The sequence below is a fragment of the Runella limosa DSM 17973 genome, assembly GCF_000482465.1.
GTDB classification, from domain to species: domain Bacteria; phylum Bacteroidota; class Bacteroidia; order Cytophagales; family Spirosomataceae; genus Runella; species Runella limosa.
This window is the reverse complement of sequence record NZ_KI519424.1, coordinates 191489-213885: the sequence shown is the minus strand read 5'-3', so window position 1 is coordinate 213885 and position 22397 is coordinate 191489. Positions and strand designations below refer to the sequence as shown.

Below are 22397 nucleotides of genomic sequence, written 5' to 3'. Positions count from 1 at the left end.
TACTTTAAATCGTACCATTTTGGAATTGAAACTTTGTGTAACAATTTCTGTAACATTTTCCGATTTATGGCGATTCGTTACGGGGCGAAAGAAGGGCGAAAACATAAAAAAGCGCCTTAAATCGTGTTTAAGGCGCTTAATGAGTCGTTACAACTCGAAAATGTGACCCCGTTAGAGCCTGAACCCATTCTTCTTTTTGAGCCATAATCAGCACTTTGCTAATTACCGTGTACCCAAACTTGCCCCATTACCCACAAAAAAAAAGAGGTAATGCGGCAAATCTGGCTAAGGGTACACTACCCGACTTTCCCTGCAAAAAACGAATCATACTATCTTTTTCCGATACCTGACCTTTCAGGAAATGTACCATTTCTTCTAAATCGGCTAAACGACGCATTAAATAGCTATCACCTCCAAAAGAAATTTCGTCTTTAACTTTAATTCCTTCTTCTTTCACTTTTGTTTTTTCAAGTATATAGCCTGGGCTTACTTCTAGTATTGTGGCCCATTCGTCAAGCTCATTTGTACCAATTGAGCTTCTTTTAAACACATCGTGTACAGCTTGTGGCGTTATTCCCTTTAACTGTGACAAGGTTTTTACTTTAAAACCCTTTTCCTCGCTTAATTCCTTGATTACAAGGCCAATAGGCTTTTTTTGTGGTTCCATACTAAAAAATATTTCTGTTTTTACTTGTTAATATTTCTGTTTTTACTTTATATTTGTTCAACAAATCGCCACAAATCGCAACGATTTACAACAAAATAACGCAAAACCTAAATAAAAGTGCAAGGTCAAGACGATTTTTTTTGTATGAAGAAAACTTACCAAACGTTGACATTGGAGCAAAAACGGCTCCTTGCCAAAGAGTTGTACGATTACCATGCGGCTGTCGTACAGACTCAAATCATGTCCAAATATTCGGAAAAGTATAATGTGGGCCATCGGACGTTCAAAGAGCAAATTGCCGAACGTAGGCCGATGAGGAATGACCAAGCCCAATTTGTGATCGAGTCATTAATCCCTCACACATCGCCGTTCGGCATTAGAGAACTTTTTCGCCGCTTATTCGATGCCGAACCCGAAGCTTTTGGCTACATCATCGACGCTGCGGATGCACTCGCCCTTGAAGAATCGGAGAGTTTGTTTAATCGCTGGAAACACAAAAAACTATTGGCAAGCGAATGAAAATTACAATCACCATCAACTTAGACGTAGTCAAAGCGATTGCCGTGAGCGCAATAGCTTTCTTTCCAGTCGTAAATTATGTGCTTTTCGGCGGCTCTCCTTGGTGGGCATTGATTTGGGCCACAATCGTTTTGTTTTATCCTTCCAACAAATAGCGCCATGACTAATATTGAACTACGAATAAAACAGCTTCAAGGCACGAGAGCGGATTTATTAAAAGAAAAAGGTGAGTTAATAGATGTCTATCAACGACTTGAACAGAGACCGAAATGGTTTTTCTGGCTCTTTTGGACGAATAAATATGAAGTATTGAATACGACTCAAATGCAAATTCGGAGTATCCAAGATTTTATCGACGATGTTAACCGTAACCTGCGATTTCTGCACCGAGCCAAAGCAGCAACCGACGAATCGGGGATTGATAGCCATTGGAAAATGAGAAATTGACCAACATTTTTTTGAGGTATCACGATGAAAATAATACCGATAATTAAAGAAGAATCCACGGAAGCTGAGAAAATCAAAGAAACGGCGCATGGGTATCGTCAAGGACTTTGGCACGGTTATCATAAACGAAAAACGGATGATTATCGTATTGATGACTTTCATTCTCACATGCTAAAAATGGCTAATGAATGGGAAAGGAAGTACTTAACACAAATAGGGACTGTCGATAAAACCCCATTAATAAATCAAATTCAGCAAGCATCAATACATTACAGGAGACAGTTAGCAGCTATTTATAAATCACAAAATTCAAGTGAGAGCTTTTTAGGAGAAATATGTATGAAACTGGATAAATGTCTCGAAGAATGGGAAGCTGAAAAATTAAAAAACCTACCAAATGAACCTGGGTGATATGTACGAATTGGCCATGGCCAAATTGAATGACGACCCCCGAAACACCTACTTACTGCAACACATAGAGCGCTACGTAATTGCCCTTGAGGCAGAACATCACCGACTCACTACCGAACTTGAAACTATCAAAAACGCCGACCGAAAACGTGAACTTGGGCAGTTGGCCAAACAAGTTATTCTTCAATTAGAACTACAATCTTTCGAGTCTCTTTAATACCAAAATCAAATCAAAACCATGGCTTTTCACGAAGACAATTCTACGGTCTTTTTCACCGTCTATGACTCAAAACTTACGCGACGTTTTGAGACTCCCAACAACAAAACCATTTCGCGTATCAATCGCAATGGTCGCCAGGTACATGAGCAATATTTCAAAGCCATTGAAGGAATGCTTTATGACATTGAACTAAAAGAATCCGACTTTGGCCGTCAATGGCTACTATGGTTTCAAGACGGCGTTGACAAGTTTGTTCTGCAACTTGATTATCGTTCCAAAGAAGCAAAGGATTTCTTTTCGAGACTTCCAAACACCAAACTCGATTACTACATCCGAACAACAGTTTTCAAAAACGAAAAAGGGAAAACGCAACTATTCACCAAACAAGGTCAATCGTCTGTTCCATCGGCTTTCACCCTAGAAAACCCAAATGGCCGTCCCGAAATGGTAGAAACTACCGACGGTGAAGGCAAAAAGAAATGGGACGATACCGCTCAAATGAAGTTTTATGAGGAACTGGTAGCAAAAACCAACGAAACCCTTTACCGTCTCCACGGCATCCCCGCGCGTCTGCGTTCGGCCAACACTCCCGAACAAAGTTTCTCTACTCACGACGCGGAACAATCCGACCCGTTTGATTTTCCAGACGTTGACCAAGACCCCGACAGACCTTTCTAACGGATTTTCTTTTTTACAAAATAAATAAACATCAAAATCACCCTAATTATGCACTACGAACTCAATTCAATCAACAAAGATGAGCATAAGTCTATCTGCTCGCACCTCACTTTTACAATGGGTTGTATCTGGTATTCATCAGCGCATTTTTTGCCAGAGCCTCAAGACCCCGTTTTGTTAGCTGTGTATGACTCAGAAACTGGGGAAATGAATTTTCATGTTGGATATGCCGAATGGGACTCGCCATTTGCTCCCGAAGAGTTTCATTCATTTGATGAAGACATAGAGGAGGACTATGACATTAGATGGATTTCTGAAACAATGCAAGAGGAAAAAGAATCATCAAAAGTAGTCGCATTTGCCCCACTTATTCACTTTTGGCGTGGCGTCGGTAAGGCTCTTAAAGTAGGTAGTAAATATTCGGCTTGTATGAGTGAAGTGGATGAAAATGAGTACACATTATTACCCATTGACCAACGAGAACCAGATGAAATCTACCATAAGATGTTACAGCATCAAATTGAGACGCTTATCAATAACGGAGTCCCATTATTCCCAAATTTTGGCGGTAAGAATAAAACAAACTAGGAGCTACCATGATGAATCCATTTTTAGCGATACGTTATTTACGACCTAGCACAGGGAAAGAGGAATCCGTTATTGTAAACATCAACCATATTTCATTGATAGAACAGAATGAAGGTGGAAGTGCAATTGTAACAATTGGCAAGAGAATGATTTCTACTACCCATGACTATGATTCTATAATCAGTTGGATTGATTCCATTTACGATGAATACAACTTGGACTTTTCCCCAAATCGGGGGAAAAGTCCCGATGATGCAACCGCTTCTAATTGGTACAATGATATATCCCTTTGACTTTACGCCAAATTTGGCGAAAAGTCCATAAACAAATTTTTTAATCAATAACCAACTACAATTATGCAAGTCCTAGTACCTGGGCACAGATATGTTGCTCACAATTTTGAAGACAAAAACGGACATGGCCAAACCATCCAGTTTATTCATAAAGAGCCAAAAGGTGATACAACAGAGCTTGAAACAGTTTCGGATGGCACAACCAATGAAGAACTACTTGCTGTACTTATCGACCGCATGGTTTTTCTCCAAAATGCGTTTCCGTGTCGGGAAAACGCTATTGTGATTACCAAGTTAGAAGAATCTTTGATGTGGCTCAATAAGCGCACCTCAGACCGATTGAAGCGCAATGTTGAAGGAAAGCAAATTGCATAGCTATGCCATCCAAAATCTGCCCACAATGCAACAAAGTATTTACGCCGCTTATTCAGTGGCGTAAATACTGTTCAAACGCTTGCAATCAAAAAGCGTATAAGGCACGTAAACGTCTCACTCAAAACGAACTGTAACTATGAACCCTGAAAGATTCCACCGAAACGCAATAGAATCTACAATGCAAAGAGGCGCTTTACTGTCAAATTGTGAAAGATACAGATTCAGATTATTGGCACTATCTCTAGCGGGGGAATCCCTGAGGAAATTACTATCTCAATTAGTGATATACGTCGAATCACTAAGGATAAAAATGGGAAAGCAATCATTAGAACTATTGCTGTCACACAGGAAGCCATCTATACAGAACACAACTACGATGATTTCATTGAGTCACTCGCATCATTTCAGAAAGTGGAAGTTATCGAAATCTTAATCAATTGAACTTATCATGGAAATCTTAATAGCAAGTTTCAAACTACCATTAATTAAAGACTTCTCTACAATAGCAATGCTCTGTAAAGTAGGGTACATGAAAACTAACCGTAAATTCTGTGTCCAATTTAACGGTTCAAATGGATACATATCAAACGTTGAAATTTGTAGTGAACTCCAAAGGACAAACGATTGTGCAATCTTTCTCGAACAACTCGAAAAGAAATCAGGAGGCTACAAAAACGTAGATGTGAATGTTTTTTTCTCAGAAGAAAATGGCGTTCGTGTAAGCATCGGAAAAGACCAACCACGTCAAACCCAACCGACAGAGCAACGAAATCAGGCGAATGCCTAAATTGGTTTATCTAAGCGTCGGTTCCCGTAAAATACCCCCTAAATCGGCTGCAAATGGGGTTTTGTAAAAAATGGGCGTTGTGAGCTGTACTTAAAAGGCGTTGTCCGCAGAGATTCAAAATTGATATTTTACAATTGTGTCGTTATTCCCTGGTAATAAAAATTATAGCCATAATGAAGCAACTTCTAAAAAGTCGTTGCTGGCCATGGCAAAGCCTTTTGAAAGCTATTTTGGTGGAAAAGGAGGAAGTGGCGTTTGTCAGGCGATTATAAATCAAATTCCACCACACGAAACATATGGAGAATTGTTTTTAGGCAACGGTAGCATTTTTAGAGCCAAAAAATTGGCCAATAACTCCATTTTGATTGATGCTTCAGCAATTGTGATTGAAAAATGGAGGAATCATTTACCAAAGCAGGCAGAAAGTCAAGTTCAATTGATTAATGGAAATGCAATTGAAATTCTCGAAGAACAAAGAGAGGCTTTGGATTGCTCCGCTTCGTTTTTGTATCTCGATCCACCATATCCATTTTTCGTAAGGAAATCTTCAGAAGAGGTCTATGAATTTGAGTTGACTGACGAACAACACATACACCTTTTGGGAGTTATAAGCAGCTACAAAAATGCCAATGTGATGATTTCTTCTTACCCGAATGAAATGTATGATGAGACCCTTTCACAATGGCGTAAAGTTGACTTTGTTGGTCAAACGAGACATGGTAAGGTAGTAGAACGCATCTACATGAACTATCAAGAACCCACCGAGCTACATGATTATCAGTATGTTGGAAAAGATTTTCGAGACCGTTGGCGAATTGAAAAGAAAATTCGTGGAATGATTAAAAAGCTTGAAAAGCTTCCTGAAATAGAGAGAAATGCCCATTTGGAAGCTATTCGATTAAAATTCGTAAACGAATCGTAGGTACCACAACTTCAAACTTGTTGTTGATCGATCATTTTCAAAAAAGCCGTTACAGTACTGGAAATCAACTCCTAAATCACCATGACATTCAATCCTCAAAAACGCGATAAATCCCTTGACATAATCGTTGGCAAAACGTTAAAGTGGGACTTTGCCCGCATTGCGAAATTTAAGCCGCATTCGGTGGTAAGTACTCAGCGTTATGTAAAAACGACGGAGTACGAAGTAAGCGCCACTAGCAAGGCCAATTTGGTCCAAAACAAAATGGATACGGGGTACAACGGATACATGAGCGAGGCGACCCGTCGCCATGTCAAGGGGATTTTGGAAAATTGGTTGACCGCGATTGAGTTGAATGTAAATATGGCATTTCCCACGAGTTTCCCTTCGGAAAAAGTCTATCCAACTTTTGTGACGCTCACGTTGCCTTGCAAACAAATTCACGATGATCGAGACATCAAAGAGGACTGCTTCCACCCGTTTATGAATGAAATGATTCGGAATTGGAAAGTAAAAAACTATTTGTGGGTATCCGAAACGCAAAAAAACGGGAATATCCATTTTCACGTCCTTTTTGACCGAGCGGTACCAGCTTTGCGTTTGCGCCAAATTTGGAACAAGCACATTGATAAATTCCCGTATTGCTACGTGCAGGATTACGCGGATACCCAAAAGTACATCTACCGAAACGGCTTTTTTGTTCGCCCCGAAATGCTCGAGCAACGCGTTATTGCCAACATGAAGGCCGCAAAAGACCAAGGCCGAAAAATAACCAAAGCTGAGGCAAGAAAAATAGAAAGCAAACGCCAAAAAGAAGCCTACGAAAAGGGTGTAGCCGCCAAATGGAAGGACCCAAACACGAGCGACATCCATTCGTTGAAATCTATCAAGAAATTAAGCGCTTACGTTTCAAAGTACTTCACCAAAAAGCCCGAAATAGTGAAGCCAAAGTTGGCCGAGAACCAGAAGTTGGTGGAAGAATCGGGGAAATACTTCATCGAAACTACGCCAGATGAATCGACCGAAGTGATGTTTGGGGATTCTAATCGAGTCGCCTACACTCCTGTTTTTCAAGTGCGTAGAATGAGGGGAAGAATTTGGGGAGCGTCAGCCGCTTTGAAAGCGCCCGAGACGAAGCCAGTGGCTTACCAGTGCGTAATTAGCCGCCGTACGTGCGAAATGGTTTCCTACCAAACTTCGGTGACGCACATAAAACCCGTGACGGTGACTTCAACGGACATATTTGGTACCGTAACGTCCAAAACGGTCAAGCGTAGAGTAACGGAGCACATCAATTACGAAGCGCCCGAATACCCCGAACCCATTCTGAACCATGTGGCATTACGATACCTTGACACGCTGCGGACGAAGGTCGTCAGTGAGGACGATATAAAAAAAGCATCGGAACGGGCGGGGTCATTGTTCGTCGAAATGAAAGGGGAGGTGATACCGCTAAAAGACCCACAGCGTAGCAACATGGAAATATTTGCGCCTGAACTGTTCAAAGAGTATCGGGCACATTACGTAACAGTTTTTCAAAACCTGTATGCCGCTTAAAATCCGTGCCTTATATCGACAAAAATATACAAACACCCGTTCAGCAGTACGGAGATTGGCAGGTTATGCCCGACGGAGAGATTATCAACTTTCGACGTCGGCTCAGAATCTATCCAGACCGCCTAACGGAATCGGATTGGTGGCTCAGTCTGAGAACGAGAGAATGGATGAACTCTGAATGGAATCACTTTATTCCAGCCTGGTTCTTGGCCTGTCAAACCGCAGGAATTACCGAAATCCCCAATTTCAAACTTAATTACTGACATGATTACGGAATTTGAGCAATTGCCATTCAACGAAAATTGGAATAATAAATTAAGTTGCCCCTCCTTCACCACATTTCAGCTGCACAATGCAAGAAAGTACCGAGTTGGGAACAAATTGTCAATCCTCTTAAAAGGAAAGTTCTTGAAAGATGTAGAAGTGATTGATGTACGTACCGTAAAACTATATGCCGTAAATGAGTTTGTGGCACGTCTTGATACTGGTTACTCCCGTGATGAATTTGTCGGCTTGGTTACTACCATGTACAAAAACAAAGGCATTGACTTCAAAACAGCCGATTGGGACTTAGTCTTACTCCGAACCATCGAAAAAACAAAGGTTAAACCTCAAAATGGGTTGTTCACATGACTTCAATCAATTCAATGCCATACATTTTTGAGCAAATCAATGAGTACTACACAGCAATTGACTTGATTTTTTTTGCCAATAGTATTGATTCTGTTAGTGACGAAAATAAAAACAGTCTCCCGTATGATGATTTTCTTGAAGTATGTAAATACGAGAAAAAAATTGCCCGTTTAAAAAGAAAACTAGAAAATGTTAAGCTATGACACACGCGGGATTTTTTGAAGGAATTGGCGGGTTTTCGCTCGCTGCGGAGGAATGTAGAATCCAAACCGTTTACACTTGTGAAATTGACGATTTTAGGAATACCTGGATTAGTTACCGATTTAAGTACGCAATAAATGACAGAGACATACGAAAAACTAATGGCGTCTATGCCGACATTTTCACAGGAGGTTTCCCGTGCCAAGATATTAGCTTGGCAAACCCAAACGGAAAAGGACTCGAAGGCGCACGAAGCGGCCTTTGGTGGGAGTTTTACAGGATCATTTGCATACATCGACCAAGATACGTGGTGCTGGAAAACTCCCCAAATCTCGTTAACCTTGGATTACTTGACATTCTCAGGGCCTTTGCCCAAATCGGGTACAATGCAGAATGGGAAGTTATATCCAAAAGAGCGATTGGTTACGCGGATGAGAGGGAACGAATATTTATCGTTGCCTACCCCCACCAAATCCGACGGAATAACGGTCAGCAAGTTTTCAATAAGCAGTATTTTAAAGTGTGTAGAAAAGAAATTAGGGAAAAAGTCCACCTTCAATCTAAAGCTTTCCGAATATTTGACCGTGACTCTTTACGAGAAGCCCACGCCTACGCTGTTTCGGTTGATACAGGGATTTCCGCAAAACTGGCTCAGGCCGAAATAGAAGCGTACGGCGATGCTGTCAACCCGCACGTCGCTGAATTAGTCCTAAAAATGATTCAATATTTTGACCAACAATCAACCATTTAAACAACCACAAATTATGTTTGAACAATTTGCTAACAAGGAAACACATTCTTATGATTACGGAGATTTAGAACCAGAGACATCGGAAGTTTACGTCTCAAAAATAGACGGGTCATATATTTGCCATGCGGCCAACACTTCGATGCTAAAATTTCTTCTAAAAATTGGAGTTACAGAAGAAATTCAAAACGCACAAAACGAAAAAGATGCAACATCAAACATTGGATTTAACCCGAAAGAACAAAAATGGTATGGATGGTCGCATCGTGCAATTTGTGGGTTCGGGATTGGCTCTACTTGCAAAAAGGGGGATTGTCATTTTATTCCATCAAACAAAGAAGAGGCAATTGAAGATGCCTTAAATTTTTGGGAGGACGATTGCCATAGCGACATTAAATGTGGGGATAGTGTGGATAAAAAAGGTATGCCAGGTCTAAAAATTTCGTGGACTTACAACGAAAAAACGCCAAACAAAAAGTTGGTTGGTACTACTGGCGGTGCTTTTTGTCATTTCCCTGAAAAATACGGCAAAGGCGAATGGGAAGCAACCACTATGGAAGATGCCAAGCAAATGGCGATTGACTTTGCCAATGAAATTGGATAACCATTTAAATCAACAATAACCATGAAAACTAAACGATTCGCTCCAACAAAAGCCAAATTGCCTGAAAATGAACGGGTGATTGGTGGGGATGCTTCCCCAAAACTCTTTAAAAAAAGAGACGTAAAAAAAACAGAAGTTGAACTCTCAAACCATTTCAAAAACCGTGGCAAAAAGTAGTAAAATTGTGGACACGTCAACCAATGTTTCGTTGGGAAGTCGTGCCGATGCGTTTTGGAAAAGTGAAGGATTTGCCGATTATCTTTCTTACGTTCGTCCGAAATTCAGCCTTCCTAAATCCTTGCAAGCAAATTCAAGTGTAGAAATTATTCAAAATCGGTTCAGTATCCGAGACCTGAATTTTGGGAATTGGGTTACGAATGAAGACAGATACAACTATGTAAACAGCTTGATTGTTTGTTGCTATGATTTGAACAAAGTCGTAGGGTTTAATTATAACATTGGATTTGGTTATTTAGCGGTCGCCTTCGGAGCACGTGGAAAAGGTCGCGCGGCGGCTCATTACGAACCTTGGTGGAAAATTATCAATATTACCCGCTATGAAGACGATTCAAGCAGTACTAAAATGGCCCGTTTTATCGCCACGGGAGGAATGGGTGCCTTTGCCCATGAGTACGGGCATTACCTTGATTACTTCGCAGGCGAGTTTCTTGATAAGTCAAACGCATATTTTGCCGTCACTGGAGGTAGAATTACGACAAAAGACCGATTAAACGTCGGTGGGGAAATACGAAAAACCGCCGACGATATTTTAGAAGCTATCATTTGGCGAGAACCCAACAAAACGCTTTCTAATTATTACAAACGTCTTTTTGAACTTGTTGGTCGACTTGACGACATGGGCGAATACTACCTAAGACGTAACGAGATGTTTGCAAGATGGTTTGAAGCCTGGGTATCTTGGGAGTTACAAAGGCAAGGTATTACAAATCGTCTTTTGGCTCAAGGAAAATACGACGAACGAATTTATCCAACTGATAAAGAACTTGAAAAAGTAGCCCCACTATTCAGAAGATTTTGCAAACAAATCAAAGACAAAATTTAAGCAAAAAGCCCTCAAAACGAGGGTTTTTTTGTTGTGTAAAATCTGATTTTTTTGTATTTTTAAAACATGAGCACCTATCAACCACAAACCCCAAAGCCTACTCCTTCAATTGTCGAATTGATTGAAATGTTCCGCGTACTGAATCAGCGTACAAAAAATAGAGTTCGTAGGGAGTTCAATCAAAAATACAACTATTCAGAATCCGACACGACCTTTCAACGTTTGATGGAACGTCGATTGCTTCTTTGTTACGACGAATACTTTTTCTTGGTGGAAATCATCACCCAACACCATGAGTTTTATTTATGGGCAAAAACACAGTGATAACAACGCGTTTTTCAATAATCGCGTAACATTTGCCCTACTTTCTCCCACCATTTTGAGGAATTTTCAAAAACCATTGAATTTCGGTAGAAAAAACACCGAAAGTCATGGTCGATATTAACACTCCAGCTTCCGAACAGGCTCAAAACACGGCAATTTCGCCAGAGTTACCCCACGAAACCGCCGAGCAACCAACCACTGAGCAAGAAATTACCAAACAATTCCCCTTACGCCTGCCTATTTCAACGATTGTTGACCTCGAAAACGAGGTAAAAACGCGGAAAAATCGCGGCGAAATGATTGAAACAGCGATGTATTGCCGCTATGTGCTTAAAAACCACAAGAAAATCGGCAATTATGATGCCGAAATTGAGGCATTACGCGCCGAAAACGCAAGGCTTACGCAGGAAAATCTACACCTACGTTTACCTAGCGAAAACACCGCGCAACCTAGTGAAATGCCCAAGACAAGCGTAAAAAAATTGAAAGCCCTCGAAATGGCCGTAAAAGAAGCGTCTCGAACAATCGCAGAAAATGTGTTTTACGGACATTACGGGCCTGAATACTACGAAACATTAGTAATTGAGTACTTCCGACAAATACTTCCCCAAATCGCCGAATAAAACGCGAAAACACCGCGAAAACAACACAAAAATGAAGAAACTAGCAATTATTCAAACGGACGAAAACGACGCGTTTGTAGGTGTAGTTAGCACTTATTTTGAGACCGAGCCCGAAGCGTTCGAGGCTTATTGGGAAAATATCCAAAAATCGGTGCAAGATTGGGCAGATTTCACCCGAAAGATTAATTATGGTGTCATTTCCTATTTGCACTCAATTGGTGCCTTATGGATAGATGAAAACAACCAGTTCCAAACTGATTTCAAAAACTTCACTCTCAGCAGCGTAATTGACGGGCTTTTGGCAAATGAACGGTATTTACCCGAAGAAATCACTACCCACATGGGTTACATTATCGTCCAAAAATCGGTAAAAACGCTCAAAAAGTTGTTTCCCAAAGGCCGTGAACTGCCAATTGATATTGGTGTTGGACTCAAGTACTTGGGGCCATTGTTGCCCACTTACGTCGCGTATTCGCGGCGTGACCCTGAAATGTCGCGTATTCTTGATACGCTTTTACCCGAATTGGAGTCGTTTTTGCAACCGTTAATCAATGACAACAATGTTTCAAGCGCCAACTAATCCGTTTGAGGGTTCTCCGCTGTCCAGCTTCCTTTCTACGCCACCGCGAACCGTTGCTCCGCCTGAGCCACCACCACCGCCCGAACCCGAAGTAACGGAGCAACAAACTGCACCGACACAACCCAATTCGTTGCTTTCAAGCGTTTTTGGTGGAAATACGGCTACGCCCGAACCCGAGCGATTGACGGCCGATGAAATTCGGGCGCGTGCCGAGGTACAAACCCGTACCTATGGTGCCGTCATTTTATTGGTCAACGCTCTGATTGAGTGTGTAAAAGTTTCGATGACCTTAAAAAAAGGCGAATACGCCGCGTATTTGGAGTTAAAAAGCAATTTGGCTACCGACGGCGTAGTCAATGTCTATGAGTCTGACCCCGCTGTAAAAGAAATTTGGCTAAAAGGCAAACAGTTTGACGAAACGCTAGAAGCCATCGAAGAAGAAACAGAGTTAGAAGATGCGGAGGCAAAGATGCTGTTCAAAGCCATCAAAGCCGATTTGGAGCGTAAAAACCAAAGAAATGAAGTTAACGACGATAGTATTTCGGGAATAATGTTCAAACTTATGCTTACTCGACAATTGACAAATTTTTCGGGACTAATAACAACGTTTACGCGTCGTAGTGCGCAACGATAACAATGAATGAGTTACGAGATTCGGCGGCAATCCTTCACGTAGGGATGAAACGCACGGGCAAAACGACCGCGTCGTTGCAAATGATGGTTGAATTTGTCGAGAAACAAGGCAAACCAGTTGTCGTACTCGATCTTGGTTGCCATCCTTCGTTTGACAATTTTAGACGAATTACGCTGGAAGAACTCCCTAAAATACACTCATTGCCAGGGAAAAAATACTTTGTGTACCGTCCGTACGAGAGTTTACAGGTATTCCCCGAAATCTTGGAGTTTTGCACGATGGTTTCCAAGTATGTCCGTAATGCTGTGGTATTCTTTGAGGATTTTACGACCTACGTTGAAGGAAACTTTCACCCTATTGTAAAAGGGCTCATTCTGAATAGCCGAAATTCGTGTAATGATTACGTTTTCAATGTGCATTCCTTCTCCGACGTGGGGCCGTTTATCCTGAAACACTGTGAAATTTATTTGGTCAGAGAAACAATTGATGACCCAAACGATTTGCCGCCGAAAATCCCCTATACCATTCGGCCAACGGTGAAGCAAGCATTGGCGCTAGTATTGAAAGAAAATCAGCGAAATCGTAACAAATACGCGTACCGAATCATCTATAAAGAAGAAAATCGAATTGGGTAATGGCTCGCAAGGTAAAAAATGAACGTGCTGGCAGTTTGGCCGAACTCGCGGAGGAGTTTGGCATTACCGCTGATACGTTGGTTTCTTGGATTGACCAAACCACGCTTTTAGGTATGGTCAAAGCTGGGTACAATCCCTTTACGATGCGCCGCGTATTACCGCCCTCAGTGGTAAACTATTTGCGAAAACGCTGGGGATGTGCAGATTTTAAAGAACAAATTTAATACTAAAAAATAGCGTGAGCAAAAAGCCCTTATCCGTTGGATTTGGGCTTTTTTTTTACCGTTCTCCTTTGCGAAAATTCGGGGAAAACACGGGGAAAACGCGGAGAAAATCGGATAAAAAGCAACAAAAGCCGCCAAACGCAGAAATCGAAAAACTGCCCCCGTTTTCATCCACTACTTTAGCTCATGATTTTGGTGTTGACCCTTGTGAGTGGCAAGTTAAACACCGCAAGGGTTCAACACAAAAAACAAACCAAAACGACTCAATCATGTAATTCAATCACCAAATCACCAAAATCACATGGAGTATCAAGTTACTAAACCAAGTTTTGTTCGGGTCAACTGGACACAAGTTGCTTTCACGTTCGCGGCTTGTTTTGCTGCCTGCCTTCTGGCGGGTGGGGCCTTGTATGCAGTTACCTATTTTATCAACCGTAAACAAAAAGTTTCCTACAATGGCAACGACACCCAAACGAGACAGCAAAGGCCGCTTTACGAAAAAGAAAAGCACGTCGAAATCAAAAAGCCGCAAATCGACCGCGAAGAAATCGACGAAATCAGCGACGAAAACGAAGCGGAAAAAGTCCGCACCGCGCAAGAAAAAGAGCCTGATGGGAAGATTGTTCAGCTAAAAAAAGTAGCCGAACATGACACTGGAAGCAGCCTTAAAACAACAGGGGGTTGACCCAAATTCGTTAAACCCTACGACAAAAGCACAACTGGAAAACGTGCTATTGCAAAAAGGTCAGGAAATATTGTTGATTGTGATTCAAATTCTCATCAACAGTTCGAGAAGTCCACTTACCAACCGTCAAGATGAAGCAACTGCCATGGCGGCTATTCAAGCAGCCGAGGCCGAGGCGGAGGCCAAAGCAAAAGCAGATGCGGAGGCCAAAAAGAAAAAACGCAATGTTTTCATCATCGTTGGAGTCTCGTTGGTAGTTGCCGCTGGCGTCGTTGTCTATATTATCCGAAATCGTTAACATGGCCCAAACCTCATTTTTTTCAACGCTGTTTAGCACTGGGAGTAGTGCCACAGCGGGCGGCAATCTCATCGGAGACGTAGGCGACATCGGAGTTGGATTAGTCCAAAATAGAGGGAAGCAAATTGAAGGTACGTACAAAGTTGAACTTCAAAAGCTACTCAACGACCAATCCAAAACGAAAGCCGAATTGGACACCGAATTAGCCAAATTAAATGCAAGTCGAGACGCGGCAATTGCCCAAGTAAACGCCGACAATTTAAAGTTATACCTGGGCTACGGATTGGCAGGGATTGTCGTGATTGGGGTAGTAGTAGCGGTGGTCACTTGGATTCGAGACTAACTTATGTGGATTCCGATAGCCCTTGCCGCGCTCAACATTGGCCTTCAGTTGTACACTGGTATTGCCAATAACCAAAGCCTAAAAGATGAATCCCAAACGGGTCTTTCTCAAGCAAAAGAAGCCTCTAAATTGGCCGTAATTCAATCGGATGCCGCCTATTTAGCGGCGGTGTCGGAGGCAAATCAAACGGAAGCCGCTTTGGAAGTGCAAAAAGCCCAAATAGAACAAAAACGTAAAGTTTTACAAATGGTTTCGGCGGTGGTTGCATTTCTATCCATCATTATTTTACTCGTGTACTTTTTTAAACGCAATTCTTAACAATATGACTGCCCAAGAACAAATCGAAGCCCTTACGACAAACCTCAAGGCGTCGTTGGCTCTCAACAATTTGAGACAGGCGCAAATTGCAGCCACTCAAAAGAAAAGAACAACATCAACATTCCTTTCAAGGGTTAAAAAGTTTCTTTCTTAAACTGCCCCTTCAACTTTTCACCTATTAACAGCTTACAAATAAAATGGCATTTCAAACTAACCACACCGCCCCGGGTGATTTCGTGGCGGATGCACAACTAAAAGATGGTTCTAGCCTTGGTACTTGGTTGTGGTTTAACTTAGGTTCTGGCACTGGAACACAAGTCGTTTCCCTTCGTGCCCGTAAAATTGGCCGTAACGACCGATTTGCGGTGGAACGGAAATTGGGAACGGGAGATTGGACACTCGTAGGGCGTGAGTCCCTTCGTATGTACGCGGAAACCGCGCCGCCAACGGCATCGGATAACGCTGCACCCGACGTTTCAAAGACGTACACCAACATGCAAGCATGGCTTGACTACGTGGCCAGTACCGCCGAATTGCAAGCGCTTGGCTATACCACGGGTGGCCCCATTCCTGCAACACCAAACAGCTTTTTGATTCCATTCACGATGGATGCAAATGGCAAGGTAAAGCCGTACTACGAACCAATCGACCCCGCGAAACAGCAACAGGAATTGACTGATTTGTTAAAATCGTCTTTGGTGTCGGCAAACTCGCAATTCTTGGGTGCAAGTGCCGCGCCTGATGCGCCTACCACCACAACTAGCACGGCAATGAGCGTAGTTAAAGTTGTGTTGATTGTATCGGGTGTAGTGGGGTTGGGTGTACTGATTTACAAGTTGGTCACCAAGTAGATTTTTTGTCAATTAGTTAGATAGTTCTTAAAAGCCGCTCCGAACCGCGCTTTTGTTCGGGTGGAGCGGCTTTTTTATCTCCTAAATATCATGTCTGTTACTGCCAATATACCCTTATTCGCCAAGACTGCTAGTACACGAGTGTTTGCCGATTCAAGTACGAAATCTGAAATGATTCCGTATGCCACTGACACAAAAGGCCAAAGCCGTGCTTGGCAAGCTAATGACCCAATTGGAAATGCAACAGGAATACTTGTTTCTAATAGTGAAGGTGTTTGGGTCGAAGTTAAAACAAGGGCATGGGTACGTCAAAAGCTATCAAAAAATACACCCAAAGGTGTGTGGTTCATACCTGGGCTAAATATAGCGGCGGCTGCTATTACATCAGTAGCTGAAGAATGGATACGAGTCGAAAAAAATGCTTACGTTAAAGAGGGCGATTTCTTTACAAATGAAACAAGGGTAGAAAACGAATATGCGGTTATTGAAAGAAAAGTCGCTCAAGATGCAGCCGTATTAGAAACGAAGTATCGTCCAACAAAAATTTTCAAAGACGATGACGGTGTGTGGAGTGTTCAATTACCCAATGGTTATGTAACATCGGTCACCAAATATGGACAATTGTCATTAGCTGAACGAAAAAACATAGCGCTAAGTATTGAAGCGGCACCAATGGGAAAAGCCGAAATCACAAAACAACCCGAACTAACTACTACCATTCCGACATGGGCTAAAGCAGTGCTGTTAGTTTTAGGTGTTGCAGTTGTCGGAATAGGTGGTTATCAACTTCTAAAAAAACTGTAAAATGGCGCTAACAGTTGGAAAAAAGGTGCGTGTAAAAGCAGACGTACCACAAACCATTGCCTACGATTTCCCTGATACAATCAATGCTAATATTGTAAAGTATTTTAAAGCAGGCGAAGTCGTTGGGACAATTTCAAAAACACAAATTGACCAAGGTGGCGACTTCGTAAATTACGTTGAAGTTATCCTTACAAAATACGTGATGGTTCCAGATGCCGAGTATGATGTCAATATCGTCTATGTGCCGTTTTCTGACATTGATATAATCTCAGAAGACGTAGATACAAATGATACCATCGTGTACGACGAAAATGGCAATAAATTACCAGGCACTGCTTATGAATATCCTGATGCGATTCCGACTGGAGACGAAATGAACGGGAAACGAGTATTTGTCGTAAAAAAAGAGGCAGTACCCACATCTCAGAGTTCATTTCCGAAATGGCTAAAGTATGGCCTATGGGTAGTGGTGATTCTTGGTAGTGTTACGGCCTTGGCTGTATTGTACAAAACCCTTTCAAAATAATATGGCAGCTTTCATCGGAGGGGCAATCCTCAAAACTAAAGCAGATAGCACCAATACGCCGAATGGAGCATTTAAGGTGTACGGGTCAGCCAATGGCAAAGCTATCGGAACGTTGAAACCATCTTCCTATGTAGGGAGTTTCGCGCAATCGGTGGGTGAGTGGACACAAATTCGACTACGTAATCCTATCAGCGGTAACCAATACGGCTGGATTTTGTCGGATAAATTAGTTCAGTGGCAAGCGCCGTACGGGTACTATATCCAAAACGGACGTACAGGGGTCAACGTTCGCAATGCACCAAGCCTTACGGCAGGGGTATTAAAAAAATTAAACGGTGGAACGTTGGCAGGGAAATCGGATGGGTACACAGAAAACGGATTCGTGTTTCTTTCGCTAAATGGCGGTGGTTACGGATGGGTTAGCGGCGATTATCTCACTCGAAGCAATGTAGTAACATCGCAGGCCACCAATACAGGGGTCGAAATACCACCAACAGTAGAAATGTCGCTCGTAGAAACACGGGACTATAAGCAATTCTTATTGCCAGGCATTATCTTTCTTTCATGTGTCACACTCTTAATGCTTGTTCGCTATGCTATCAAATTCCAAGACTAACCAGTGGTACGTGCAAGCGTTTAAAAGTAGGCCGTTTCAGTACATTGTATTGGCCCTAGTATTTTTGGTCATCGTCTATTTCTTTGGGCGAAAATCCGCACTTCAAACGGCCAAAATGGATAAAGTACCTTTGCCTTCTGACAAAGACCTTATTGTGACTATCACACGTGAAGAATTAGAGCGACTAATTACAGAGTGTAAAAAGTATTTCGATGATATTTCGTGGTTGCCAGGTTCTACTTATTACAAAGTAGAATTGGTCAAACGACTTATTACACTTACTAACGATGAGCTGAAATTGCTTAATAATCAGTACAACGACCGATATGTCCCACTCAAAAACGACAACCTATACACCGAAATCGAAAACGATTGGTGGGGCACCGAAGGAGCGTGGAGAGACAAAATTTTGGCACGACTCCGAACCATTGGCGCAGGCAAAACAACGACTTAAATAATTCTGTCATGGATATTACTCAAATCCTTACCAACATCGACAAACTGACCAAAGATGGGATTCCGTTAAATGTCGGTGTAGAACAAAAAACGCTTGCAACGACGGGTGGATACTTAATAGCAGGTTTTGCTATTGCTGGTTTACTCGCAGGTGGCGTCATGGCTATAGCTTATACCTATTCTAAAAAAGTACGATAATGCTCATACTCCTTTCATACGTAAAAGAGAATCAAGCGGCCTTTGGAGCAAAAGTGAGCCAAGTAGCGTCGAGCCTGGGCATTGACCCCAACGAATTGATGATTGTGATGTACAAAGAAAGTAAACTCAATCATCGTGCAGTCAATAGCAAGTCAGGCGCTACGGGGCTTATCCAATTCATGCCATCGACCGCGCGTTCATTAGGTACTACGACGGAAGCATTGGCGGCAATGTCCAACGTAGAACAACTTGATTATGTTGAGCGCTATTTACGGCCATATAAGGCAAAAATGAGCCGATTGATTTATGTTTACTTAGCTGTCTTTTATCCAGCAGCAATAGGAAAAGCAAGTAATTATGTCATTGCCAAAAGTGGTTCAACAATTTACAACCAAAACGCAGGACTCGATATTAATCGAAACGGAGTAATTACAATCAGCGACATTGAAGGTTGGTTGATCTCAAAACTCCCGAAAGAGGCTCAAAATTATGAGTCAAAAAAAAAAGCAATCGGGTAAGCTATGTCATTGTAGCGGTTGTACTAAGTGTGGTGACTTACCTAGTACTCACAAAGACAACTCTTAAACAGTACTTGTATGCGTAAAAAAGCAGGCATCATTCACGTATTAGCAGGGATTGTTGTCCTCGTATCTGGCGTGTTGACAATAATTGCCAACTCTTTCACAATTCGTGAACATTTGATGAAAAAACCATGAAAAAACCATTTTTCACCTTTTCAATTCTGGCCCTAGTGGTGGGTATAGCGTCGGCGGCATTGTATTACTACCGAAACTTGTACCCGCTCAAAAGAAAACAAAATCGCACCTTCAAACTTGTGTAAAAATGGCTGAGGTTATTATCAAACGACGATACACAAACTACGGTTTCTATGAGCCGAAAGAAGCTGAGGCGTTCAAAAACATTCGGACGGATTTAATGAATCGCTATGGTTCTTTGGTGAAACAAGCCGTCGCCTTGGCAAATATTCCGTTGACTGTTTTTCAAGGTATAATTCTCATCGAAAATGCAAAGCTTGACCCACAATTCATCAACTCATTTGGTTTTGTTGGGCTTGGGCAAATTAATACCGACACAGCCTCAGACGTGATTATTCGGGAAAAGAAAAAAAAACGCTTGAGTAACGAAGAAATTGAACTGCTACGGAAGCAGCTTGGAAAAAGAATTGATGTGTTGTTTGCGTCAGATGTTGACCCCAAAAAAGCAGGAAATCAGCCGATTGATTTGGGTTATTCAATCGTCAATAACAACGACCTTAAAAATGTTGAGTTCAATTTATTGGTCTCAGCAATGTATGCAAGTCAATTAATTGACGAAGAAATTGAACGAACTTCCGACGGAGAATTGGTTCGATTAGACCGTGTCATTGTTCGTTACAATCAAGGCTATTATTACAAAATACCGAAAGCCATGACCGATACATTGATCGCCCAACTACCAAAAGAGCCGCGTAACTACATCAAAAAAATGGCGGGGGCAAACGGAATGATGGAAACCCTCTCGTAAAGATGATTATTGGATTTTGTCATAACGGTGAAAACGAACGTGTAAAGGGCAAAATAACCCAATGGTTTACACAAACGCCTTATACGCATTGTGAGTTATTCATCGAACCGCACGGGTTGGCGTTGTCAGCTCGAACGGATGGAAAAGGGGTAAGCTTCAAGCCAGCAAAAGAGGTCTTGCAAAGAAGTAGTAATTGGGATTTTCTGTATGTGCCCACCGCCGAACCATCCAAGTTTCATGCGTGGGTCATGGTAGAAATTGGGAAACCATACGACTACGGTGATATTGTACGAATGGTATTGCCAGTTCCCATCGGCGTCAGAGAAAGTTGGTTTTGCTCAGAGCTGTGTTACATCGCGGCCAAAAATTATGGAATCTATCATTTACCAAGTTATCCAAAAGAATTAATCCACCCAGGGGCTTTGTTTAAGCTCCTCCAAAAAGCAGGAGCACAACCTGTTGATGCTTATTCAACTTTGTACCAATAGCCATGAAGAAAAAAACAATCATTATTCTCCTACTATTTGTCGTCATACTAGGTATTACGATTTGGTTCTTTAATGAGGCAAAAAAACAACGTGCTGAAATCGGGGAAAGGCTTGAATTGCCAGAATCATTGCCCGCCATTGTGGCCCCACTTGGGTTTGTAGGTGGCGGCGGCGGTGGTGGCGGTGGAAATGGAAGTGGTTATTCTTTCGGAATATCAGTTGCGCGTGACCCTCAATGGTGGCCGCATACGTGGCGCATTTCACTGAACGAAAGTCAGGGGGCAATACGGAATTTTACGATTATCTTCAAAACCGAATCAGGCACCGAAATCAGCCGCCGAACGGTTTCAAACCACAATAGTTTCCTTACGCCGTTTTTGACGTTTGTCCCGTTCAATGATTTAATCAGCGCGGTTGGTAATTACAAAATTACAGTAAGTACAGTTGTTGGAGGTGTTACCTACAGTTCAGATGCTTCGTTCACTATCGCTACTCAAGATTTGCCGTCAGGCTATGCGTTGCTGACGTCAGTAGGACGCGACCCGCAATGGTGGCCATTTACGCAACGAATCTCCCTGCATGAGTCTATTCGCGGAACGAGAGACTACGTGCTGACATTCAAAAACGGTAGTGGCACAACAATAAGTAGCCGAACCGTTTCAGGGTTGAATACCAGCTCCGTACCGTTCTGTACTTTTACGCCATCTAACGAAGGAATTACTACCCAAGGCACGTATCAAGTCATGGTTTCGGTGGTTATCTCAGGTACTACCTACACCCATACGTCTAGCTTCTCCTTAAATGCGGATGATTTTGCCGTTGGAACGGGCGGTGGTAGCCCAGGTAATAACCAGGCTACGGGCGATATTTCGGGATGGGTGGAACCATCAGACCCGAACGCGAATGTGGAAATGATTGTAAGTCCAACTCAAATCACAGGACGGTTCAAATTAGTTGGTGGTTCGGGTGCTTATAACATCACCGCCCAATTAGGCGCTACTTCAGTGGGAACGGCCAACAACGCCAACTATGGAAGCTACGTCGAATGTACCATCAATCGCTTTCATGATCAGCAAGATTTGGCAGGACAAACCCTCACGTGGGAGATTGAAAAAAGTGGCGTAGTAACTACCGTTTCCTTCTTTACGCCCGAAATGGTATGTAGGGAATACGAACCAAAGAAAACGTTTACTGGGCAAGCGGTGGAATATCCAGACCTTGCCGATAGAATCCTTATGCTCCGATACATGAAACCGTTCAATAGCGCTCGAATCAAATTGGAAGATTTGGGCGAAAACATGGGAATGGTGGCTTTCTACTGGAAAGATGGGAGTCAGTACTTTGACGGTACCTCATGGAACGGGTCTATTCTTAGCCCACGCCCCATTCCAGCCATGCGACATTGTCAAGTTATCAAGTTCTTGGTTGACCCTGCATTTGGCAATATCAATGTCGCTGAAAACAGTCTTTTCCATGGTGAACTCTCTTATAACAAGCAGGGTGCTAGACTCGAATTTTGGGTAAGAACGGCCTCAAATCAAAACATCAATAGCTAAT

At 42.3% G+C, this 22397-nt stretch carries 40 protein-coding genes; 39 read left to right on the top strand and 1 reads right to left on the bottom strand.

What is annotated here, in order from left to right; translation table 11 throughout:
• Positions 1-247: 247 nt before the first annotated feature.
• Positions 248-667: a helix-turn-helix domain-containing protein gene (locus K339_RS0122615; protein WP_028525639.1), complete on the bottom strand. Its 420-nt coding sequence runs from the start codon at positions 665-667 to the stop codon at positions 248-250.
• 144 nt (positions 668-811) lie between these two features.
• Here K339_RS0122615 and K339_RS0122610 point away from each other — a divergent pair, with 144 nt between their 5' ends.
• The 39 genes from K339_RS0122610 (at position 812) to K339_RS0122400 (ending at position 22396) form a co-directional block, all read left to right on the top strand.
• Positions 812-1186 (top strand): hypothetical protein, encoded by a 375-nt coding sequence (locus K339_RS0122610; RefSeq protein WP_028525638.1) that lies wholly within the window; start codon positions 812-814, stop codon positions 1184-1186.
• The gene (locus K339_RS37270; protein WP_157607708.1) at positions 1183-1341 is read left to right on the top strand and encodes a hypothetical protein; all 159 of its coding nucleotides are present in this window, start codon (positions 1183-1185) and stop codon (positions 1339-1341) included. Before K339_RS0122610 ends, K339_RS37270 begins: the two co-directional genes overlap by 4 nt.
• 4 nt (positions 1342-1345) lie before the next feature.
• A complete protein-coding gene (locus K339_RS0122600; protein ID WP_028525637.1) occupies positions 1346-1633 on the top strand; it encodes a PLC family EF-hand domain-containing protein in 288 nt (95 codons plus the stop codon).
• Positions 1634-1657: 24 nt separating this feature from the next.
• Positions 1658-2044, top strand: a complete 387-nt coding sequence (locus K339_RS0122595) for a hypothetical protein (protein WP_028525636.1) — start codon at positions 1658-1660, stop codon at positions 2042-2044.
• Positions 2031-2261, top strand: coding sequence for a hypothetical protein (locus K339_RS0122590; RefSeq protein ID WP_028525635.1), 231 nt, complete (start codon positions 2031-2033; stop codon positions 2259-2261). Before K339_RS0122595 ends, K339_RS0122590 begins: the two co-directional genes overlap by 14 nt.
• Before the next feature lie 21 nt (positions 2262-2282).
• A complete protein-coding gene (locus K339_RS0122585) occupies positions 2283-2942 on the top strand; it encodes a hypothetical protein (protein WP_028525634.1) in 660 nt (219 codons plus the stop codon).
• Between the two features lie 48 nt (positions 2943-2990).
• Positions 2991-3530, top strand: coding sequence for a hypothetical protein (locus K339_RS0122580; protein ID WP_028525633.1), 540 nt, complete (start codon positions 2991-2993; stop codon positions 3528-3530).
• 8 nt (positions 3531-3538) lie between these two features.
• Entirely contained in the window at positions 3539-3823 is a 285-nt protein-coding gene (locus tag K339_RS0122575; protein WP_028525632.1) for a hypothetical protein, read from the top strand.
• Positions 3824-3886: 63 nt separating this feature from the next.
• Positions 3887-4198 (top strand): Acb2/Tad1 domain-containing protein, encoded by a 312-nt coding sequence (locus K339_RS34505; protein ID WP_064751005.1) that lies wholly within the window; start codon positions 3887-3889, stop codon positions 4196-4198.
• A gap of 448 nt (positions 4199-4646) precedes the next feature.
• On the top strand, positions 4647-4985 hold the full coding sequence (locus tag K339_RS0122565; RefSeq protein ID WP_028525631.1) for a hypothetical protein: 339 nt from the start codon (positions 4647-4649) through the stop codon (positions 4983-4985).
• A 205-nt stretch (positions 4986-5190) separates the two neighbouring features.
• A complete protein-coding gene (locus K339_RS0122560; protein WP_037301694.1) occupies positions 5191-5907 on the top strand; it encodes a DNA adenine methylase in 717 nt (238 codons plus the stop codon).
• An 81-nt stretch (positions 5908-5988) separates the two neighbouring features.
• Positions 5989-7464 carry a rolling circle replication-associated protein gene (locus tag K339_RS0122555; RefSeq protein WP_028525629.1) on the top strand — a complete coding sequence of 492 codons (1476 nt, stop codon included), beginning with the start codon at positions 5989-5991 and terminating at the stop codon, positions 7462-7464.
• Positions 7465-7469: 5 nt separating this feature from the next.
• Positions 7470-7727: a hypothetical protein gene (locus tag K339_RS0122550; RefSeq protein ID WP_028525628.1), complete on the top strand. Its 258-nt coding sequence runs from the start codon at positions 7470-7472 to the stop codon at positions 7725-7727.
• Position 7728: 1 nt separating this feature from the next.
• Complete coding sequence (locus K339_RS0122545) at positions 7729-8097, top strand: ASCH domain-containing protein (RefSeq protein ID WP_028525627.1); 369 nt, start codon at positions 7729-7731, stop codon at positions 8095-8097.
• Positions 8094-8300, top strand: a complete 207-nt coding sequence (locus K339_RS0122540) for a hypothetical protein (RefSeq protein ID WP_028525626.1) — start codon at positions 8094-8096, stop codon at positions 8298-8300. The genes K339_RS0122545 and K339_RS0122540 overlap by 4 nt, the downstream gene beginning before the upstream one ends.
• Entirely contained in the window at positions 8297-9049 is a 753-nt protein-coding gene (locus K339_RS36180) for a DNA cytosine methyltransferase (protein ID WP_051398178.1), read from the top strand. Before K339_RS0122540 ends, K339_RS36180 begins: the two co-directional genes overlap by 4 nt.
• Before the next feature lie 13 nt (positions 9050-9062).
• Positions 9063-9650 carry a hypothetical protein gene (locus K339_RS0122530; protein WP_028525625.1) on the top strand — a complete coding sequence of 196 codons (588 nt, stop codon included), beginning with the start codon at positions 9063-9065 and terminating at the stop codon, positions 9648-9650.
• 21 nt (positions 9651-9671) lie between these two features.
• Positions 9672-9827, top strand: coding sequence for a hypothetical protein (locus tag K339_RS37265; RefSeq protein ID WP_157607707.1), 156 nt, complete (start codon positions 9672-9674; stop codon positions 9825-9827).
• Complete coding sequence (locus K339_RS0122520) at positions 9814-10713, top strand: LPD1 domain-containing protein (protein WP_028525624.1); 900 nt, start codon at positions 9814-9816, stop codon at positions 10711-10713. Before K339_RS37265 ends, K339_RS0122520 begins: the two co-directional genes overlap by 14 nt.
• 66 nt (positions 10714-10779) lie before the next feature.
• Positions 10780-11037 (top strand): hypothetical protein, encoded by a 258-nt coding sequence (locus K339_RS0122515; protein ID WP_028525623.1) that lies wholly within the window; start codon positions 10780-10782, stop codon positions 11035-11037.
• 107 nt (positions 11038-11144) lie between these two features.
• Complete coding sequence (locus K339_RS0122510) at positions 11145-11660, top strand: hypothetical protein (RefSeq protein ID WP_028525622.1); 516 nt, start codon at positions 11145-11147, stop codon at positions 11658-11660.
• A 31-nt stretch (positions 11661-11691) separates the two neighbouring features.
• Positions 11692-12240 (top strand): hypothetical protein, encoded by a 549-nt coding sequence (locus tag K339_RS0122505; RefSeq protein WP_157607706.1) that lies wholly within the window; start codon positions 11692-11694, stop codon positions 12238-12240.
• Positions 12212-12874 (top strand): hypothetical protein, encoded by a 663-nt coding sequence (locus K339_RS0122500; protein ID WP_211243832.1) that lies wholly within the window; start codon positions 12212-12214, stop codon positions 12872-12874. The genes K339_RS0122505 and K339_RS0122500 overlap by 29 nt, the downstream gene beginning before the upstream one ends.
• Before the next feature lie 2 nt (positions 12875-12876).
• Complete coding sequence (locus K339_RS0122495; RefSeq protein ID WP_028525619.1) at positions 12877-13509, top strand: hypothetical protein; 633 nt, start codon at positions 12877-12879, stop codon at positions 13507-13509.
• Positions 13509-13733, top strand: a complete 225-nt coding sequence (locus K339_RS0122490) for a hypothetical protein (protein WP_028525618.1) — start codon at positions 13509-13511, stop codon at positions 13731-13733. Before K339_RS0122495 ends, K339_RS0122490 begins: the two co-directional genes overlap by 1 nt.
• Positions 13734-14034: 301 nt before the next feature.
• Positions 14035-14418, top strand: a complete 384-nt coding sequence (locus K339_RS0122480) for a hypothetical protein (RefSeq protein ID WP_028525616.1) — start codon at positions 14035-14037, stop codon at positions 14416-14418.
• Positions 14381-14716: a hypothetical protein gene (locus K339_RS0122475; RefSeq protein WP_028525615.1), complete on the top strand. Its 336-nt coding sequence runs from the start codon at positions 14381-14383 to the stop codon at positions 14714-14716. Before K339_RS0122480 ends, K339_RS0122475 begins: the two co-directional genes overlap by 38 nt.
• A 1-nt stretch (position 14717) precedes the next feature.
• The gene (locus K339_RS0122470) at positions 14718-15059 is read left to right on the top strand and encodes a hypothetical protein (RefSeq protein WP_028525614.1); all 342 of its coding nucleotides are present in this window, start codon (positions 14718-14720) and stop codon (positions 15057-15059) included.
• A gap of 3 nt (positions 15060-15062) precedes the next feature.
• On the top strand, positions 15063-15377 hold the full coding sequence (locus K339_RS0122465) for a hypothetical protein (protein WP_028525613.1): 315 nt from the start codon (positions 15063-15065) through the stop codon (positions 15375-15377).
• Positions 15378-15574: 197 nt separating this feature from the next.
• The gene (locus K339_RS0122455; RefSeq protein ID WP_028525612.1) at positions 15575-16228 is read left to right on the top strand and encodes a hypothetical protein; all 654 of its coding nucleotides are present in this window, start codon (positions 15575-15577) and stop codon (positions 16226-16228) included.
• Positions 16229-16318: 90 nt separating this feature from the next.
• Positions 16319-17032: a hypothetical protein gene (locus K339_RS0122450; RefSeq protein ID WP_028525611.1), complete on the top strand. Its 714-nt coding sequence runs from the start codon at positions 16319-16321 to the stop codon at positions 17030-17032.
• A gap of 1 nt (position 17033) precedes the next feature.
• On the top strand, positions 17034-17558 hold the full coding sequence (locus K339_RS0122445) for a hypothetical protein (RefSeq protein WP_028525610.1): 525 nt from the start codon (positions 17034-17036) through the stop codon (positions 17556-17558).
• Position 17559: 1 nt separating this feature from the next.
• On the top strand, positions 17560-18174 hold the full coding sequence (locus K339_RS0122440; protein ID WP_028525609.1) for an SH3 domain-containing protein: 615 nt from the start codon (positions 17560-17562) through the stop codon (positions 18172-18174).
• Positions 18152-18628 carry a hypothetical protein gene (locus K339_RS0122435; protein ID WP_028525608.1) on the top strand — a complete coding sequence of 159 codons (477 nt, stop codon included), beginning with the start codon at positions 18152-18154 and terminating at the stop codon, positions 18626-18628. The genes K339_RS0122440 and K339_RS0122435 overlap by 23 nt, the downstream gene beginning before the upstream one ends.
• 11 nt (positions 18629-18639) lie before the next feature.
• Positions 18640-18828, top strand: a complete 189-nt coding sequence (locus K339_RS0122430; RefSeq protein WP_028525607.1) for a hypothetical protein — start codon at positions 18640-18642, stop codon at positions 18826-18828.
• Positions 18828-19346, top strand: coding sequence for a transglycosylase SLT domain-containing protein (locus K339_RS0122425; protein WP_037301604.1), 519 nt, complete (start codon positions 18828-18830; stop codon positions 19344-19346). The genes K339_RS0122430 and K339_RS0122425 overlap by 1 nt, the downstream gene beginning before the upstream one ends.
• 325 nt (positions 19347-19671) lie before the next feature.
• Positions 19672-20352 carry a hypothetical protein gene (locus tag K339_RS0122410; RefSeq protein ID WP_028525605.1) on the top strand — a complete coding sequence of 227 codons (681 nt, stop codon included), beginning with the start codon at positions 19672-19674 and terminating at the stop codon, positions 20350-20352.
• A gap of 2 nt (positions 20353-20354) precedes the next feature.
• Positions 20355-20840 carry a hypothetical protein gene (locus K339_RS0122405; protein ID WP_028525604.1) on the top strand — a complete coding sequence of 162 codons (486 nt, stop codon included), beginning with the start codon at positions 20355-20357 and terminating at the stop codon, positions 20838-20840.
• 2 nt (positions 20841-20842) lie between these two features.
• The gene (locus tag K339_RS0122400) at positions 20843-22396 is read left to right on the top strand and encodes a hypothetical protein (RefSeq protein ID WP_028525603.1); all 1554 of its coding nucleotides are present in this window, start codon (positions 20843-20845) and stop codon (positions 22394-22396) included.
• Position 22397: the final 1 nt, after the last annotated feature.